The 17,263-nt window shown below is 36.4% G+C and carries 15 protein-coding genes; 14 read left to right on the forward strand and 1 reads right to left on the reverse strand.

Annotation, left to right across the window (positions count from 1 at the left end):
• Positions 1 to 20 precede the first annotated feature (20 nt).
• The 12 genes from ACN5J7_RS05930 to ACN5J7_RS05985 all read left to right on the forward strand — a co-directional run bounded on the left by ACN5J7_RS05930 (position 21) and on the right by ACN5J7_RS05985 (position 14,025).
• Positions 21 to 1,478 carry a sulfatase-like hydrolase/transferase gene (locus tag ACN5J7_RS05930; protein WP_418603182.1) on the forward strand — a complete coding sequence of 486 codons (1,458 nt, stop codon included), beginning with the start codon at positions 21 to 23 and terminating at the stop codon, positions 1,476 to 1,478.
• A complete protein-coding gene (locus ACN5J7_RS05935; RefSeq protein ID WP_418603183.1) occupies positions 1,478 to 2,302 on the forward strand; it encodes an amidohydrolase family protein in 825 nt (274 codons plus the stop codon). The genes ACN5J7_RS05930 and ACN5J7_RS05935 overlap by 1 nt, the downstream gene beginning before the upstream one ends.
• Before the next feature lie 25 nt (positions 2,303 to 2,327).
• On the forward strand, positions 2,328 to 4,691 hold the full coding sequence (locus ACN5J7_RS05940; protein WP_418603184.1) for a glycosyl hydrolase family 95 catalytic domain-containing protein: 2,364 nt from the start codon (positions 2,328 to 2,330) through the stop codon (positions 4,689 to 4,691).
• Positions 4,692 to 4,695: 4 nt separating this feature from the next.
• Entirely contained in the window at positions 4,696 to 5,610 is a 915-nt protein-coding gene (locus ACN5J7_RS05945) for an alkaline phosphatase (RefSeq protein ID WP_418603185.1), read from the forward strand.
• 193 nt (positions 5,611 to 5,803) lie between these two features.
• A complete protein-coding gene (locus tag ACN5J7_RS05950; protein WP_418603186.1) occupies positions 5,804 to 6,583 on the forward strand; it encodes an SDR family oxidoreductase in 780 nt (259 codons plus the stop codon).
• Between the two features lie 80 nt (positions 6,584 to 6,663).
• The gene (fucP, locus tag ACN5J7_RS05955; protein WP_311942112.1) at positions 6,664 to 7,992 is read left to right on the forward strand and encodes an L-fucose:H+ symporter permease; all 1,329 of its coding nucleotides are present in this window, start codon (positions 6,664 to 6,666) and stop codon (positions 7,990 to 7,992) included.
• Positions 7,993 to 7,998: 6 nt separating this feature from the next.
• Positions 7,999 to 8,337 (forward strand): L-rhamnose mutarotase, encoded by a 339-nt coding sequence (locus ACN5J7_RS05960; protein WP_418603187.1) that lies wholly within the window; start codon positions 7,999 to 8,001, stop codon positions 8,335 to 8,337.
• Between the two features lie 21 nt (positions 8,338 to 8,358).
• Positions 8,359 to 10,044: a beta-N-acetylhexosaminidase gene (locus tag ACN5J7_RS05965; RefSeq protein ID WP_311942120.1), complete on the forward strand. Its 1,686-nt coding sequence runs from the start codon at positions 8,359 to 8,361 to the stop codon at positions 10,042 to 10,044.
• A 21-nt stretch (positions 10,045 to 10,065) separates the two neighbouring features.
• On the forward strand, positions 10,066 to 11,205 hold the full coding sequence (locus ACN5J7_RS05970; protein WP_418603188.1) for an alpha-hydroxy acid oxidase: 1,140 nt from the start codon (positions 10,066 to 10,068) through the stop codon (positions 11,203 to 11,205).
• A 191-nt stretch (positions 11,206 to 11,396) separates the two neighbouring features.
• Positions 11,397 to 12,269 carry an AraC family transcriptional regulator gene (locus ACN5J7_RS05975; protein ID WP_418603189.1) on the forward strand — a complete coding sequence of 291 codons (873 nt, stop codon included), beginning with the start codon at positions 11,397 to 11,399 and terminating at the stop codon, positions 12,267 to 12,269.
• Between the two features lie 207 nt (positions 12,270 to 12,476).
• Positions 12,477 to 13,337 (forward strand): formyltetrahydrofolate deformylase, encoded by an 861-nt coding sequence (gene purU / locus ACN5J7_RS05980; RefSeq protein ID WP_418603190.1) that lies wholly within the window; start codon positions 12,477 to 12,479, stop codon positions 13,335 to 13,337.
• A 46-nt stretch (positions 13,338 to 13,383) separates the two neighbouring features.
• Complete coding sequence (locus tag ACN5J7_RS05985; protein ID WP_418603191.1) at positions 13,384 to 14,025, forward strand: sugar-binding protein; 642 nt, start codon at positions 13,384 to 13,386, stop codon at positions 14,023 to 14,025.
• A gap of 1 nt (position 14,026) precedes the next feature.
• Here the strand turns inward: ACN5J7_RS05985 and ACN5J7_RS05990 are convergent, their stop codons facing one another.
• Positions 14,027 to 15,070 carry a LacI family DNA-binding transcriptional regulator gene (locus ACN5J7_RS05990; protein ID WP_418603192.1) on the reverse strand — a complete coding sequence of 348 codons (1,044 nt, stop codon included), beginning with the start codon at positions 15,068 to 15,070 and terminating at the stop codon, positions 14,027 to 14,029.
• 211 nt (positions 15,071 to 15,281) lie between these two features.
• Here ACN5J7_RS05990 and ACN5J7_RS05995 point away from each other — a divergent pair, with 211 nt between their 5' ends.
• Together ACN5J7_RS05995 and ACN5J7_RS06000 are read left to right on the forward strand one after the other, a co-directional pair.
• Complete coding sequence (locus tag ACN5J7_RS05995) at positions 15,282 to 16,184, forward strand: nucleotidyltransferase family protein (protein ID WP_418603193.1); 903 nt, start codon at positions 15,282 to 15,284, stop codon at positions 16,182 to 16,184.
• Complete coding sequence (locus ACN5J7_RS06000; RefSeq protein WP_418603194.1) at positions 16,185 to 17,252, forward strand: phosphotransferase enzyme family protein; 1,068 nt, start codon at positions 16,185 to 16,187, stop codon at positions 17,250 to 17,252. It begins immediately after the preceding gene.
• The last annotated feature ends 11 nt before the right edge of the window (positions 17,253 to 17,263 follow it).

The raw sequence follows: 17,263 nt of genomic DNA on the forward strand, positions 1-17,263 counted from the left end.
ATCATATAAAATCTAAAAAGATGATTAGGCAAGTGGCGCTTTTAAAAATATTGGTTTTACTGGTTTTCTTTGGCTGCAAGGAGAAGCAAGAACGGATAGGGCTTAGTTCAACTAAAAAACCCAACATCGTTTTCTTGTTTTCAGACGACCAGAGTTTTAAAGCCGTTCGCGCTTTGGGAAACCAAGAAATTATAACACCCGCTATGGATGGGTTGGTAACTTCCGGCACCACATTTACGCATGCCTATAATATGGGAGGTTGGAATGGCGCAATTTGTGTGGCTTCCAGAGCTATGATTATTAGTGGGCGTTCTGTTTGGAGAGCGCAACAGGTTTCAGATAATTATTCTAAAAATCAAGATTTAGATAAAACTTGGCCCAGATTAATGCAAACGCAAGGTTATGAAACTTATATGACAGGAAAATGGCATGTTAACGCCAAACCAGATTCTATTTTTAACCATGTTGGGTATGTGCTTAGAGGTATGCCATTTGATACTCCCGAAGGTTACAACCGCCCGCAAAGTACAACCGATACTTTATGGAAACCCTGGAAAGAAGAGTTTGGAGGCTATTGGAAAGACGGAAAACACTTGAGCGAATTGGTAAAAGACGATGCCGTAGCTTTTATAGATGAAGCCGCTAAAAAAGAGCATCCGTTTTTTATGTACATTGCTTTTAATGCACCACACGACCCACGGCAATCACCAAAAAAGTACGTAGATATGTATCCGTTAGTTGGTATTTCTACGCCGCAAAGTTATATGCCTACATACCCTCATAAAGAAACTATAGGAGCTGGAAAAGACTTAAGAGACGAAAAACTGGCGCCGTTTCCAAGAACCGAATACGCCGTAAAAGTAAACAGACAAGAGTATTATGCCATCACCACACATTTAGACGACCAAATAAAAGATATTATGGAAACTCTTAAAAAGAAAGGACTAAAAGAAAACACATATATATTTTTTACTTCCGATCACGGTCTAGCTGTTGGGGAGCATGGTCTTATGGGAAAACAGAGTATGTACGACCATAGCATAAGGGTGCCTTTAATGGTAGTCGGCCCCAATATTCCTAAAGGAAAAAAGATAGATACCGATATTTATTTGCAGGATGTTATGGCAACGGCCTTAGATATTGCAGGAATTAAAAAACCAGAATATATTGAGTTTAATAGTTTTTTAGATTTGGCTAAAGGCGAGCAAACCCAAGGTAAATATAATGGTATTTATGGGGTTTACGAAAAAGGTTCACAGCGCATGATTAGAAAAAATAACTACAAATTAATTTTATATCCTAAATCACAACAAGTGTTGCTGTATAATCTTGAAAACGACCCTCTGGAATTAGAGAATATCGCATCAAAACCAGAGAATACAACTAAAATAAAATCGCTTTTTAAAGATTTAATTCAAATGCAAAAAGAAAAAGGAGATGAACTGGATTTAGAATCAATTTATAAAAATGTAATTTAATGAAAATAGACGCACATCAACACTTTTGGAAATTCGACCCTGTTCGGGATGCTTGGATTGACGATTCGATGCAAATCATTCGCAGAGATTTTCTGCCACAGGATTTAAAACCTATTTTAAACGAAAACAACATTGATGGTTGTATTGCGGTTCAAGCCGATCAAAGCGAAACCGAAACCGATTTTTTATTAGATTGTGCCGCTCAAAATACATTCGTTAAAGGCGTTGTGGGTTGGTTGGATTTAAGAGCCGAAAATGTGGAGGAACGATTGGCGCATTATTCAAAAAACACACTATTTAAAGGTGTGCGCCATATTGTACAAGCCGAAGCAAATGATTTTATGTTGGGTAAAGATTTTCAAAATGGCATTGGCAAATTGGCGCCATTCAGTTTAACTTATGATATTTTAATATTTCCGCCCCAAATAGAAGCTGCTATAGCTTTAGTGAATAAGTTTCCCAATCAAAAATTTGTGGTAGACCACATAGCGAAACCTTATATTAAATCAGGTAAAATCGAGGAATGGAAAACTAAAATGACCGAATTGGCAAAAGCACAAAATGTGTTTTGTAAAGTTTCGGGAATGGTTACCGAAGCCGATTTAAAACACTGGGAAGTTTCAGATTTCAACCCTTATTTAGATGTGGTGTTTAATGCCTTTGGGATAAATAGGATTTTGTATGGTTCCGATTGGCCGGTGTGCTTACTTGCTGCACAATATCAAGAACAATTGCATATCGTTCAAAATTATGTAAAAGACTTTTCTAAAGAAGAGCAATCCAAAGTATTTGGATTAAATGCTGTTAAATTCTATAATTTATAATGAAATAATTCTACCTAAAAAACACATGAGCTTTTTAAAACATTTCAAATTCGCGTTAATTTTATTATTAGTAGTAGCCTGTCAAAAAAAAGAACAGAACCATAAAGATATGTTGTGGTACGAACAACCCGCAACCAAATGGATGGAAGCTTTACCCGTTGGAAATGGACGTTTAGGCGCCATGGTTTTTGGTAATCCAAACCAAGAGCGCATCCAACTCAATGAAGATTCCATGTGGCCCGGGGCTGCCGATTGGGAAGATTTTAAGGGAGACTCGAAAGATTTAGAGGAAATAAGGCGATTAATAAAAAATGGAAATATTCAAGAAGGCGATAAGTTAATCGTTGAAAAATTCTCTTTGAAATCCATTGTGCGCTCCCATCAAACCATGGGCGATTTGTTTATCGACTTTCATCAAAAAAAAGAGGTTGAAAATTATAGACGCGCTTTAAATTTAGATGATGCCCTGGCAACGGTAAGTTATACTTCTGAAGGCGATACTTATTCGCAAAAAGTATTTGCTTCTGCTGTTGATGATGCGCTGGTGATTGAACTCAGTACAACCGCAAGTGAGGGATTGAATTTAAACCTAAAGCTTAATAGACCAAAAGATAACGGGCATGAAACAGTAGCAATCTCAAACCCATCTAACAGTGAAATTAGTATGCTTGGAATGGTTACCCAATTTGGTGGAATGAAAAACTCTAAACCTTTTCCCATCGATTATGGCGTGCAATTTGAAACCAGGCTTAAAGTTAAAAACGATTCGGGTTCTATTGCAGTTGAGAATGGTGAGCTGGTTTTAAAAAACGTTAATAAGGCAATACTTTATTTGGTTTGCAACACCTCGTTTTATCACGAAAATTATAAAGAGAAAACACTTGAAAATTTAGCATCAATAGAAAACAAATCGTTTGATGAATTGTTTAAAAGACATCAAAAAGACTATCAAAAACTATACAATCGTGTGGCATTTAATTTAGGCGGAACAGCATTGGATTCCATACCAACCGATAAACGATTAAAACGAATTAAAGCAGGGGAAGACGATCCGGATTTGGCCGCTAAACTATTTAAATTCGGCCGGTATTTGTTAATTGCCTCTTCAAGGGAAAACACCAATCCTGCCAACTTGCAGGGCATTTGGAACGAGCATATTAAAGCACCTTGGAACGCCGATTATCATTTAAATATCAATCTGCAAATGAATTATTGGCCTGCTGAGGTTACCAATTTAAGCGAGCTGCATCAGCCCTTTTTTAATTTTTTAGATAAAGTTGTTGAACGCGGTAAAGTAACCGCCAAAAAGCAATATGGGATTCAACGTGGCGCTGTGGTGCATCATACAACCGATTTGTGGGCACCGGCTTTTATGCGGGCAGAACAGCCTTATTGGGGGTCTTGGGTACATGGTGGCGGTTGGTCGTCACAACATTATTGGGAGCATTATTTGTACAGAAAGGATGCAGATTTTTTAGAACATAGAGCCTATCCTGTTTTAAAATCGATTTCGGAGTTTTATTTGGATTGGTTGGTGAAAGATCCTAAAACGAATTATTGGGTTTCAAGCCCAGAAACATCACCTGAAAACTCTTATTTTTTCGATAAAGAAAACTCGGGTGCCGTATCGTTTGGAAGCGCTATGGGGCATCAAATTATAGCCGAGACTTTTGATAATGTTTTAGAAGCTTCTAAAATATTAAATATTGAAAATGCTTTTGTTGAAGAAGTTCGATTAAAACGAGCAAGGTTATTTCCTGGCATTGTGATAGGCGACCATGGTAGAATTTTAGAATGGAACGAACCCTATGATGAACCCGAAAAAGGGCATAGGCACATGTCGCATTTATATGCTTTGCATCCGGGAAACAAAATTGTGGAGAGCAACGCTAAAGCCTTTGAAGCCGCCCAAAAAACAATAGATTACCGTTTGCAACATGGTGGTGCTGGCACGGGCTGGAGTCGAGCTTGGATGATCAATTTAAATGCAAGATTGCTGGATGCAAAATCCGCACAGGAAAATATTAAAAAATTCATGCAAATATCTGTCGCCGATAATTTGTTTGATGAGCATCCGCCGTTTCAAATTGATGGAAACTTCGGGTTTACGGCGGGTGTTGCGGAACTGTTGATGCAATCGCACGAACCCTTTTTAAGAATTCTTCCCGCATTACCGGAAAATTGGAAAACAGGAAAAATTTCAGGTTTAAAAGCTCGAGGTAATATTGAAGTTGATATCGAGTGGAAAGACGGAAAACTTGTAAAAGTTGGTTTGTTATCAAAAGAAAACCAAATAAAAAACATAACATATAATGGTGTTTCGGTCGACATTGAATTACCAAAAAATGAAAAAATTTGGTTAAATGAAAAATTATCTATTTTAAAATAAAACCATGAAATCAATCTTAAAAATTCAAGCAACATTAATAGCGCTCATATTTATATTAGCATCTTGCCAATCTAAACCACAAGAAGAAAAACTCAAACCTCTTGTAAAACATGTCATATTAATTGGTTCGGATGGTTTTGGTGCTTATGCCTTTAAAAAAGCTAAGGTGCCTAACCTGAGAAAACTCATGGAAGCAGGGTCGTACTCATTAAACGCGAGAGCAGTGTTGCCATCGTCTAGTGCGGTAAATTGGGCATCTATGATTATGGGTTCGGGCCCAGAATTACACGGTTATACCGAATGGGGCAGTAAAACACCGGAATTGCCATCAAGAATTATAGGCAAAGGACAAATTTATCCCACTATTTTTAGTTTAATTGATGAGCAAATGCCCGAGGCTAAAAAAGGCGTGTCTTATACTTGGGGAGGCATTGGCTATCTTTTTGAAAAAAATATGGTGGATTTGGATTTTAATGGAAAATCTGATGAAGAAACCAAAGACAGCGCTTTAGAGTTTATTGTAAACGAAAAACCGGCATTGACTTTTATTCATTTTACACACCCGGATAATGAAGGCCATGAGATTGGTCATGATACCCCAGAATATTACGAAGCCGTGGAAAAGATAGATGATTTAATTGGTGAGATTGTTAAGACTTTAGATGAACATAACCTATTAAACGACACCGCCATTATATTCACTTCGGACCATGGAGGTATTGGTATGGGGCACGGTGGAAAAACGCTTTTAGAGGTCGAAATTCCTTGGATTGTTTACGGTAAAGGTTTATCGGCAAAAGGCAAGCTTAATTCCAGTATTGTTACCTATGATACAGCTGCAACTATTACTCATCTATTAGGTTTAAAAGCCCCTGATTTTTGGAGAGGACAACCCATAATGGAAGTTTTTAATGAGTGAAATAATATGTAAAGTAATTCATAACAAATCAATAAAATTAGTGTTCATTTTGCCGGTTATTTTGATGATTAGGCAATAAAAGTATCAAATTAGGTTGTTTAAAGATTGGCTTTTTGGTCAATCAAAAATTAGATTTGTTACCTTGCGGAAACATAATTGTTAAAAACCGGATTACATCAATATAAATTCTAAAATGGATTTAAACTTAAAAAACAAAGTTGTTATTGTTACGGGCGGCTCAAAAGGCATTGGTTTGGGAATTACGGAAGCCTTAATTGCCGAAGGTGCTATTCCTGTAATAATTAGTAGAAATAAATCAAGTGTTGAGGCGGTTATAAAAAAAATTCATGCAGAGGGAAAGGAAGCGCATTATGCCATAGCAGAATTGAGCGATCCCGAACAATGTAAAAATGCTGTTGAGGTTGCTGTGAAGAAATACGGACGTATTGACGCTGTTGTAAATAATGCCGGCGTAAACGATGGTGTAAGTCTCGAAAACGGTAGTTATGAAGATTTTATGAAATCGTTACAATGTAATTTGGTACATTATTATCTTATTGCGCACCATGCTTTACCAGAGTTGAAAAAAAGCAAGGGAAGTATAGTGAATATAGGCTCTAAAACCTCGTTTACCGGACAAGGCGGAACATCGGGTTATGCCGCAGCCAATGGCGGACGTAATGCTTTAACCCGAGAATGGGCAGTAGAGTTGTTGCCGTACAGCATTAGGGTTAACGCCATTATTGTAGCCGAATGTTACACACCTTTATATGATAAATGGATTAAAACATTTGATAATCCAGAGGAAAAATTAGAGAGTATTACCAAACATATTCCTTTGGAAAATAGAATGACAACAGCCGAAGAAATAGCAAATACAACGGTTTTTTTACTTTCGGATAAATCGAGTCATACCACCGGACAATTAATTTTTGTTGATGGCGGATATACACATTTAGATAGGGCATTATAAGTTGTTTAGCGAAAAAAATATAAAAGATTAAAATTGTTCAGTAATTTTTACCCGTTACAAACACAAATAAAAAATAAAAAATGAGCCAATCAAAACCTGTTGTAGTGTCTAAAAAGATGCTAATTCCTTTTATTTTAGTAACCTCTTTATTTGCCCTTTGGGGTTTTGCGAATGCCGTAACCGACCCTATGGTGCAAGCGTTTAAAAAGGTATTGGAACTTTCAAATTCGCAAGCGGCCTGGGTGCAAATGGCATTTTATGGCGGTTATTTTTGTATGGCATTACCAGCAGCCATGTTTATGCGAAAGTATTCTTATAAAGTAGGGATTTTAATTGGTTTAGCCTTGTACGCCACCGGGGCATTACTGTTTTATCCAGCGGCACAATCAGAGAGTTTCATGTTTTTCTGTTTAGGATTATATATTTTAACTTTTGGATTAGCTTTTTTAGAAACCGCGGCAAACCCATACATATTGGCAATGGGCGCAAAAGAAACCGCAACACAGCGTTTAAATTTAGCGCAAGCTTTTAATCCCGTGGGATTAATTGCCGGTTTATTTGTTGCACAGCAATTCATTTTAAAAAATTTACAATCGGATGATATTACAGATTTTAGCGCTTTAGATGAAGCTTCAAAAGTGTTGATAAAAACATCCGATTTATTGGTTATACGTAATCCGTATGTTATTTTAGGCTTGGTGCTTATTGGCGTTTTTGTGTTGTTTGTAGTTAGCAAAATGCCGCAATCAAAAGACGAAGGCGGTATGCCCAGTATTGGCGATACCTTCGCAACTTTGGCAAAAAACAAGAAATACGTACTTGGTGTACTTGCGCAAATTTTATATGTAGGTGCTCAAATTATGTGTTGGACCTACATTTACCAATACGCCGAAGCCATTGGAATGGATAGCGTTACGGCAGGCTACTATCAAATGGCAGCGTTCGTAATATTCACCATTGGACGAGCCGTTGGCACATATATGCTCAGGTTTATGAGTTCAGGCAAACTGTTAATGTATTTCGCTTTATTAGCCATCGTTTTTGTTTTGGGCACCATTTTCATAAAAGGTATTTTTGGTTTATACAGTTTAGTCGGCGTGTCGTTTTGCATGTCGTTAATGTTCCCAACTATTTACGGTATTGCCTTGGGGGATTTAACCGAAGAACAATCCAAAGTAGGTTCAGCGGGATTAATTATGGCCATTGTTGGTGGCGCCTTAATGCCTAAATTACAAGGTATGATTATTGATGCCGGCGGGAACGGTGTTGCAGACACTCAAATTATTGGGGTTTCAGAAGTTAATTTCTCATTCATTTTACCATTGCTATGCTTTGTTTATATCGCGTGGTACGGTTTAAGGGTTTTTAAGAAACATGAAGCCACAGACGATGTTTTACATTCAGCATAGTATAAAATGAAAAACCTAAAACGCCATTGTTTTGCTTTAGACTTGATTGATGATGATGAACTGATCGCAGAATATAAAAAATATCACGAAAAAATTTGGCCAGAAATTACGGCAAGTATCAAAAATTCGGGTATTGAAGTGTTAGAGATTTACTGCGTTGCCAACCGTTTGTTTATGATTATGGAAGTGAACGCTTCTTTTTCATTCGAAAAGAAATCTAAAATGGATGCCAACAACCCAAAAGTACAAGAATGGGAAGCTTTAATGTGGACCTACCAACAAGCCTTACCAACTGCAAAAGCAGGTGAAAAATGGCTTTTAATGGAAAAAATATATCAACTATAAATAACAATTAAATTACATACAATGAGGATTTCAATTATTGCACTTATTTGCTTATTAAGCTTTTCCTGTACCAATAAATACAAGGATGTGGCAAACACCGAAGCAGATTATCAAGTTATACCAAAACCGTTAAAACTAGACATATTATCAGGTAAGTTTTTGGTAGATGGAAATACTAAAATCGTAGGAAGTGAAGCATTGAAGAATGAAGGTGAATTTTTAGCAGGCATGTTAAGTGCTGCAACGGGAGCAACCGTTAATTTTTCAACTGAAGGTTCCGGAAACATTACTCTTAAATTAGATGATTCCATCGAAAACGATGAAGGTTACACCTTAAATGTAGCGTTCGATAACATCGAAATAGCCGGTAAAAACACAAAAGGCGTATTTTATGGTATTCAAACCTTAAGGCAACTCATGCCGTCAAGCATCGAATTGGCAAATGGCAGCCTAAAGGAATTAACCATTCCTGCTGTGTCAATTACCGATAATCCGAGATACCAATACAGAGGTATGCACTTAGATGTGGCACGCCATTTTTACCCCGTAGATTTTATAAAAAAGTATATCGACTTAATCGCAATGCATAAAATGAATACGTTTCATTGGCATTTAACCGAAGACCAAGGTTGGCGTATTGAAATTAAAAAATATCCAAAACTTACAGAAATAGGAGCGTGGAGAAACGGCACCATAGTTGGCCACCACCCGGGAACGGCAAACGATCAGGAAAAATACGGCGGTTTTTACACCCAAGACGATGTTAAGGATATTGTAGCTTATGCCACAAAAAAACACGTTACTGTAATCCCAGAAATCGAGTTGCCCGGACATAGTAGCGCAGCCATTGCCGCTTATCCGTATTTAAGTTGTTTCCCAGATGAGCCAACCAAGGTTACCAATGATATGGGCTCGGAAAAAGGAAAAGAGATTCAAGCGGCCGGAACCCCAAAAATCGTACAAGAAACCTGGGGTGTTTTTCCAGATGTATATTGTGCAGGGAAAGAAGAAACCTTTGCTTTTTTACAAGATGTTTTAGATGAGGTAATTCCGTTATTCCCTTCAACTTATATCCATATTGGAGGCGACGAGTGCCCAAAAGCAAACTGGGAAAGATGTCCGAATTGCCAAAAAAGAATCAAAAACGAAGGCTTAAAAGACGAGCATGAATTGCAAAGCTACTTTATCACGCGCATTGAAAAATATTTGAATTCTAAAGGAAAAAAAATAATTGGCTGGGATGAGATTTTAGAAGGCGGTTTAGCGCCAAACGCAACCGTTATGTCGTGGCGAGGAACACAAGGTGGCATTGAAGCGGCAAAACAAAAGCATGACGTTATTATGACGCCGGGGCACTCCTGTTATTTCGACCATTACCAAACTGAAGATAAGGACAACGAACCTTTGGCCATTGGTGGAAAAACCACGGTTGCCGATGTGTATGCATACGAGCCAACCCCAAAAGAGTTAAGTGAAGACGAGCACCAATATATTTTAGGCGCACAAGGAAATGTATGGTCAGAGTACATGAAGACTACCGATTACGTGGAATATATGATTTTGCCACGTATGTCTGCGCTTTCTGAAGTCGTTTGGTCATCAAAAGAAAACAGGGATTGGGAAGATTTCAGTGCACGTTTAAATACTTTTAAAGACAGGTACGATGCTTTAGAATTAAACTATGCCAAACACACCTTCGAAAAATAATAAAACTAATATGTAACTGTTGTGAGTTTCAATACCAAATACCCATCTATTGAAGATTTAAGAACCCGTGCCAAACAAAGGATTCCAAAATTCGCTTTTGATTATTTGGACGGCGGTTGTAATGAAGATATAAATCTCTATAAAAATACTGCTGAGATACGCGAGGTAGAATTGCTGCCCGAATATCTCAGTAAACACACGGCGTCTAGCATGAAAACCACTTTGTTTGGTCATGAATACGATGCGCCATTTGGTATTGCTCCTGTTGGATTGCAAGGTTTAATGTGGCCAAATGCACCGGAAATATTGGCAAAGGCCGCTTTCAAGCATAATATACCGTTTATTTTAAGCACGGTAACAACCAGTAGCATTGAGCGTATTTCTGAATTGACCGAAGGCAAAGCTTGGTTTCAATTATATCACCCAGCTAAAAATGAGCTAAGGGACGATATTTTAAAAAGATGCGAAACCTCAGGCTACGATACTTTGGTTATTTTATGCGATGTGCCAACCTTTGGTTTTAGACCACGAGACATACGAAATGGCTTAGCTATGCCACCAAAAATGTCTATTAACAATATGTTGCAAATTTTAGGGAAACCAAATTGGGCGTTTCAAACCCTAAAACATGGGCAACCAAATTTTGAAACCTTAAAGCCATATATGCCTAAAAACCTTGATTTAAAACAGTTGGGAAAATTTATGGACGACACATTTTCGGGTAGGTTAAACGAAGAAAAAATAAAACCAATTAGAGATATGTGGAAAGGCAAATTGGTATTAAAAGGTGTGGCCAACGAGCTTGATGCCGAACGCGCCATAAACCTTGGATTGGACGGTATTATTGTGTCCAACCATGGTGGCAGGCAATTGGATGCGGGAGAATCTACCATAAAACCATTAACAAGAATTGCCGAAAAATACGGCCAGCAAATAGAAGTGATGATGGATAGCGGCATTCGTTCCGGTCCCGACGTGGCAAGAAGTTTAGCTTCCGGCGCTAAGTTCACCTTTATGGGAAGATCGTTTATGTATGGCGTAGCTGCTTTAGGAAAAAAAGGCGGCGATCATACCATATCGCTATTAAAAACCCAATTGCAACAGGTTATGGAGCAAATTTGTTGTGAAAAAGTAGAAGATTTTAAAAATCATTTAATTTAATTTACAAGATTTTAAGTTGGTTTCTTAACTAACTGGTTCACTCCGTGATTATTAGTCGAGTATAAGTGCAAATAACCATTTACGCGATTAATATTTTTTTGTCTTTTGTTGATACTTTCTTTGCTATAATCCAACGGTTTTTATATTTTCACATCAAATATTTATGTGTTTATTTAAGAAATCGAGGGTTAATGAAATTACATTTATTAGACAGAAGTACTAAATTGAGCAACGCCTCTTTTTCGATTAGTAATAATTGCTACCCTAATTTTTTGAAAATTTGGCATTACCACCCAGAATTTGAGCTTGTTACCATTTTAAAAAGCACCGGAACCCGCTTTATTGGCGATAATATTGAGCAGTTTAATGTTGGGGAAATTGTTTTGATCGGTAAAAATTTACCGCACATGTGGCTAAATGATAAAGAATATTTTAAAGAAGATTCTAAATTGGAGGCACAAGCCATTGCCATTCATTTTAATGAAAATTTTGCAGGCGAAATATTTTTTAATATGCCGGAAATGAACGCCATTAAAAAGTTATTTGAAAATGCACAATACGGGGTTAGGTTTTTGGGAGATTTAAGTTTGGCGATTAAACGGATTAAAAATTTAGAGGACTTAAAAGGTTTCGATAAAACCATTTCCTTTTTAAAAATCTTGAATTTACTGGCAAATCATCAAGATTACAAATTGTTATCGAGTATGGGATTTGTAAATTCATTCAAAAAAACAGGACGAACTAATTTAGCCGAGGTTTACGAGTACATTATTAAAAATTTTAAAGAGCGCATCACTTTAGAAGATGTAGCCAGTATAGCCTGTATGAATCCCACCGCATTTAGCAGGGTTTTTAAACGCGTAAATCGGAAAACCTTTAGCGAATACTTAAACGAAGTTCGTATTGGTTATGCCTGTAAGTTGTTGATGGAAGAAAAGTACAGTATTTCTGAAATATGTTTTGAATCTGGTTTCAATAATATTTCTAACTTCAACCGGCAATTTAAAAAAACGAAAAACTATTCGCCCACCGAGTATATAAAAGCGCATTTAAGCGGACGCTAAACCTATGGGATATTTGACTTAAAATCCGGCTTTTGTCAAATTTTACCATTAAAAATTTACATTTAATGAGGTTTCTTCAAAAATGAATTTTTGCACCTCATTTTTAGTCCTTTAATCTATTCAATTTATTATTATTGTATTCAATTTTACAAACGAATTGTAACGTGTTTACGCGTTTTTAATTCAAAAAGACTAAGCTTAAAATTTATGAAAGCTGCAAAAGTTATTATTTTAATCAACTGCCAAGATCGACCAAACATTATAGCAACCGTTACCTCTTTTGTGGCGAATAAAGGCGGGAATATAGTTTATATCGATCAGCATGTAGATCGCGTTCAGGATACGTTTTTTATGCGATTGGAAGGCGAATTTGAAAGCGCTGATTTTTCAATGGAAAATTTTAAAACACAATTTAAAGATGTTTTAGCTGAAAAATTTAATATGAAATGGCGCATATATGCATCGGATGCAAAACTGAAAATGGCGGTATTTGTATCTAAATACGACCATTGTTTGTATGATTTATTGGGGCGTTACAATTCTGGAGAACTCGGTTTGGAAATTCCTTTTATTGTTAGTAATCACATCGATTTGAAACCCATTGCCGATAACTTTAAAATTCCGTTTTACCATATTCCCGTAACCAAGGATACCAAAGTCGAAGCCGAAGAAAAGCAACTGCAATTGCTTGAAAAATACAACATCGATTTTATTGTGTTGGCAAGGTATATGCAAATTGTTTCGGATAAATTAATCGATAAATATCCGAGTAAAATCATTAATATACACCATTCATTCCTGCCTGCTTTCGTGGGCGCAAAACCATATCATTCAGCTTATAAGCGCGGTGTGAAAATTATTGGGGCAACCAGCCATTATGTAACCGAAGAATTGGATGCAGGCCCCATAATAGAGCAGGATGTGGCGCACGTTTCGCACGACCACAACGTACAGGATTTAATTGCAAAAGGACGCGATTTGGAAAAAATCGTATTGTCTACCGCCGTTAAATTGCATGCCAAAAGAAAAGTAATGGTTTACAATAATAAAACGATTATTTTTTCATAGTGGTGATGCATTAAAAAAGTCATATTTATAAACTTAAAATAACCGAATGATTTTGAAGACCTATCGAGTAAATTCTATTAAAGGAAATACATTACGGCTCACGGGAAAAGGCCTTGACGAAGCTTGGGAACAAGCCGAAGTATTAACTGATTTTATTTCGCCTTGGGATAAAAGGGGTGTTGATAAAATTGAATTTAGGGCCCTTTATAATACCGAACATTTATTCTTTTGCTTTAAGGTTTTTGATGCTGAAATTTATGTTGATTCAACCGATGATACGCATCACAGTATAAACAACTCCGATCGTGTGGAACTTTTTTTTAGAGCTGATGAAAACTTGAATCCCTACTATTGTTTGGAGATTGACCCAACCCCCAGAATTATGGATTTTATAGCTAAACCCAATAAGGATTTTGATTTTTATTGGAATTGGCCATCAGAGGATATTAATGTGAAATCCAATAAAGAAAAAAACTTTTTTACGGTTGAAGGTGCAATAAGTCTGGCTTCATTAAAGCGATTTAATTTAGTGAAAGACGGAAAAATTGAAACGGGAATCTATCGTGCCAAATACCACAAACAAGCTGATGGCAACTACGAACCAACTTGGATAACTTGGGTAAACCCGCAAACGGAAGAACCCAATTTTCACACGCCGTCGTCTTTTGGTGTTTTAAAATTTATGTGAATTAATTGTGGGTATAGCCATCAAAGTTTTCAGAGTTAATAATATCAATGGGTAATAATTTCTGCCTGGGAATTTTTTTGTCGAACAGAAAATATTCAGCAAGTTGTGTGATACAAAGATACGCTTGATGCTTGGGGTTTTGGTTTATTAAAAAATCTATGGCATTGTTTTTTAAGTACTTTATGTTTTCATCCAATAAATCGTAACCAATAATTTTTATATCTAAATCAGGAAAATCTTTAACAATTTTGGCAACGCTGTACACTTTGGATGTGGTTACAAAAATGCCTGAAATGTCATTGGGCCTTTTCAATAAATCGTGTAATTTCTTGTCTAAATCGGCTTGCTGTAAACTACATGTTTTTAAGTTGTACTTGCTGTTTTGCAAACGCTCCAAATAATTTTTAAACCCTTTTTCCTTTAGTTGCATATGAATGGAGTTGTTAAAAACTTCATCGAGGTGAATAATTAAAATGGTTCTGTTTTTTGGAACGATCATTTCCATAAGCCGCGCTGCAATACGGCCGCTTTGTATTAAATCCTGTCCAACATAATTGGTAATGCCGTTTAATTCTAAAGGGTCGTTAATCGTGCTCACAATAATATTGTTGGCATTGTATATTTTTATAACCTCAATCGATTCTTTATGAAAAACAGGGGTTATTAAAACCGCATCCGGCAATTGTTTTAAAACCGTTTTGTTGACCTCCAAAAAGGATCGGGTATCGGTATGATCAAAATAATAAGAATCAATGGTAATCCCAAACGAATTATACTCGTTAATGGCATCGTTTACGCCATTTGTACAAGGTTGCCAGTAGGGGTCGATTTTCGGGTCGGGTTGAATAACGCAAATATGGTAGTTCTTGGTATTCTTTAAACTTCTGGCAATAAGGTTTGGTTGGTAATCAATTTCTTCTAACAACTTGGTAACCTTTTCCAAAGCCGCCGGCGAAACTTTACCGCGTTTATGGATTACTCTATCTACAGTGCCTTTAGATACTCCAGCTAATTCGGCAATATCTTTTATGGTGTATTTTTTCATCTATCACAAATATATATAAAATATAGATTAAAATATCAATGTGTTCGAACACATTTTTTATATATTTCCTTTTTTATTGGCAAATTAATCTGTAAGTTTGTTTCCTTTAGGCAATGTTTTGTAAGGGTTAAAGGCGTGAAAAACAGAATATAACGCGTGTTAAATTGTTTCCGTTCAACAAAAATCAGGCTTAAAAACATAAATATATAAGATGGAAAAACCAACACTTGTAATTTTGGCCGCGGGCATGGGGAGCCGCTACGGCGGTTTAAAACAGATGGATACGTTTACACCCGAAGGCGATACCATTATCGATTTTTCAATTTACGACGCGCTTCAAGCGGGATTTGGAAAATTTGTTTTTATTATCAGAAAACGTTTCGAAAAAGACTTTAAGGACATCTTCAACAAAAAACTGGAAGGGAAAGCCGAAGTAGTTTATGTTTACCAAGAACTTGACAGTGTTCCTGAAAAATATATTAACCCCGAGCGCGTAAAACCATGGGGCACCGGACATGCACTTTTAATGGCAAAAGATGTTGTTAATGAAAACTTTGCCATTATAAATGGCGACGATTTTTACGGAAAGGAAGCTTTTGAGGTGATGGCAAACTCCTTAATGACAAAGGATAAAGAATCTTACCAGTTTAATACCATGGCTTACTTGTTGAAAAACACGGTTTCAGAGCATGGTTATGTGTCAAGAGGGGAGTGCGAAGTAAATGAAAACGGGTTTTTAACCGATGTAACCGAGCGCACCCACATTGAAAAAATTGATGGTAAGTTAATGCGAAAAGATGAAGATGGGAATTTTATTTCTATTGACGAAAACACAATTGTTTCCATGAATTTTTGGGGATTTACGCCTAAATGTTTTAACTTCGGAAATCGGTTGTTTGAAGAATTTTTAGAGGCCAATAAAACTAATATAAAAGCAGAATTTTATATACCGTCTATTGTAAATGAGATACTAAAATCCGGAAAAGCCACTGTTGAAGTTTTAAAATCTGATGCCAAATGGTTTGGGGTAACTTATAAAGAAGACAAGGAAATTGTTGAAAAAGCAATAAAAGACTTAAAGGAACAAGGTGTTTATCCAACTAAACTTTGGTAGATGTTAACAGAAAAATTAAAATTTATTTTCGGTCAATTTGAACACCAAGGCGAGTTCGAATCCTATCAAGAATTAGCTTCAGGGCATATAAACGATACCTATTTAATTAAAACAAAAAAGAAACCCCATTTTGTGCTACAACGCATCAATCATGGGGTTTTTAAAGATGTTCCTGGGTTAATTGAAAATAAGGTAGCGGTTAGTAAGCATATTCAAGAAAAACTAAAAAACCTGTCCGTAAAAAAGCAAAAGCGCCGCGTATTGGCGTTTGCACAAACCAAATCGGGTGAATCTTATTACCGAGATGAAGAAGGCAATTATTGGAATTTAATGTATTTTATTGATAAAAGCGTGACGCATGAAATAGTGGATAACGATGATATTGCCTATCAAGGCGGTAGGTTATTGGGTCAGTTTTTAACACTTACCAGCGATTTCGATGCTTCAAAACTCACCGAAGTTATTCCTAAGTTTCACGACATGTCTTTTCGCTATTCGCAATTTGAAGACGCTCTTAAAATAGCTTCAAATGAAAGATTGGAAAAAGCTAAAGATTATATTAAGCAGGTTGAAGATTTAAAAGAAGAAATGCATATTCTTCAAAAATTAAAAGAATCCGGAGCTATAAAACTACGCGTTACCCATAACGATACAAAAATATCAAACGCGCTTTTTAACAAGAAAAACAAAGGTTTGTGCCTTATCGATACCGATACGGTTATGCCCGGAATTGTGCATTATGATTTTGGAGACGCCATAAGAACCATTTGTAATACGGCTGCCGAAGATGAAACCAACTTGGATTTGGTGGAGTTTAATGTTGATTATTACAAAGCTTATACCAAAGGATTTCTGAAAAAAATGAAATCTTCACTAACACCAACGGAGCTTAAATATTTGCCTTTAGCGGCAAAAACCATGATTTTCATTATGGCTTTAAGGTTTTTAACCGATTATTTAAACAACGATATATATTACAAAACAAAATACCCAGAGCATAATTTAGATCGCGCCAAAAATCAATTTAAGCTCATACAAAGTTTTACGGAAAAAATTAATCAACTATAATACTTAAATCA

This window comes from Hwangdonia sp. (genome assembly GCF_048381975.1).
Classification (GTDB): Bacteria; Bacteroidota; Bacteroidia; order Flavobacteriales; family Flavobacteriaceae; genus Hwangdonia; species Hwangdonia seohaensis.

Coding starts and splice junctions, on each gene's coding strand:
- ACN5J7_RS06000 (WP_418603194.1), top strand. CDS start 16,185: ATGTTAACAGAAAAATTAAAATTTATTTTCGGTCAATTTGAACACCAA.
- ACN5J7_RS05940 (WP_418603184.1), top strand. CDS start 2,328: ATGAGCTTTTTAAAACATTTCAAATTCGCGTTAATTTTATTATTAGTA.
- ACN5J7_RS05990 (WP_418603192.1), bottom strand. CDS start 15,070: ATGAAAAAATACACCATAAAAGATATTGCCGAATTAGCTGGAGTATCT.
- ACN5J7_RS05995 (WP_418603193.1), top strand. CDS start 15,282: ATGGAAAAACCAACACTTGTAATTTTGGCCGCGGGCATGGGGAGCCGC.
- ACN5J7_RS05985 (WP_418603191.1), top strand. CDS start 13,384: ATGATTTTGAAGACCTATCGAGTAAATTCTATTAAAGGAAATACATTA.
- ACN5J7_RS05965 (WP_311942120.1), top strand. CDS start 8,359: ATGAGGATTTCAATTATTGCACTTATTTGCTTATTAAGCTTTTCCTGT.
- ACN5J7_RS05960 (WP_418603187.1), top strand. CDS start 7,999: ATGAAAAACCTAAAACGCCATTGTTTTGCTTTAGACTTGATTGATGAT.
- ACN5J7_RS05975 (WP_418603189.1), top strand. CDS start 11,397: ATGAAATTACATTTATTAGACAGAAGTACTAAATTGAGCAACGCCTCT.
- ACN5J7_RS05945 (WP_418603185.1), top strand. CDS start 4,696: ATGAAATCAATCTTAAAAATTCAAGCAACATTAATAGCGCTCATATTT.
- purU (WP_418603190.1), top strand. CDS start 12,477: ATGAAAGCTGCAAAAGTTATTATTTTAATCAACTGCCAAGATCGACCA.
- fucP (WP_311942112.1), top strand. CDS start 6,664: ATGAGCCAATCAAAACCTGTTGTAGTGTCTAAAAAGATGCTAATTCCT.
- ACN5J7_RS05950 (WP_418603186.1), top strand. CDS start 5,804: ATGGATTTAAACTTAAAAAACAAAGTTGTTATTGTTACGGGCGGCTCA.
- ACN5J7_RS05930 (WP_418603182.1), top strand. CDS start 21: ATGATTAGGCAAGTGGCGCTTTTAAAAATATTGGTTTTACTGGTTTTC.
- ACN5J7_RS05935 (WP_418603183.1), top strand. CDS start 1,478: ATGAAAATAGACGCACATCAACACTTTTGGAAATTCGACCCTGTTCGG.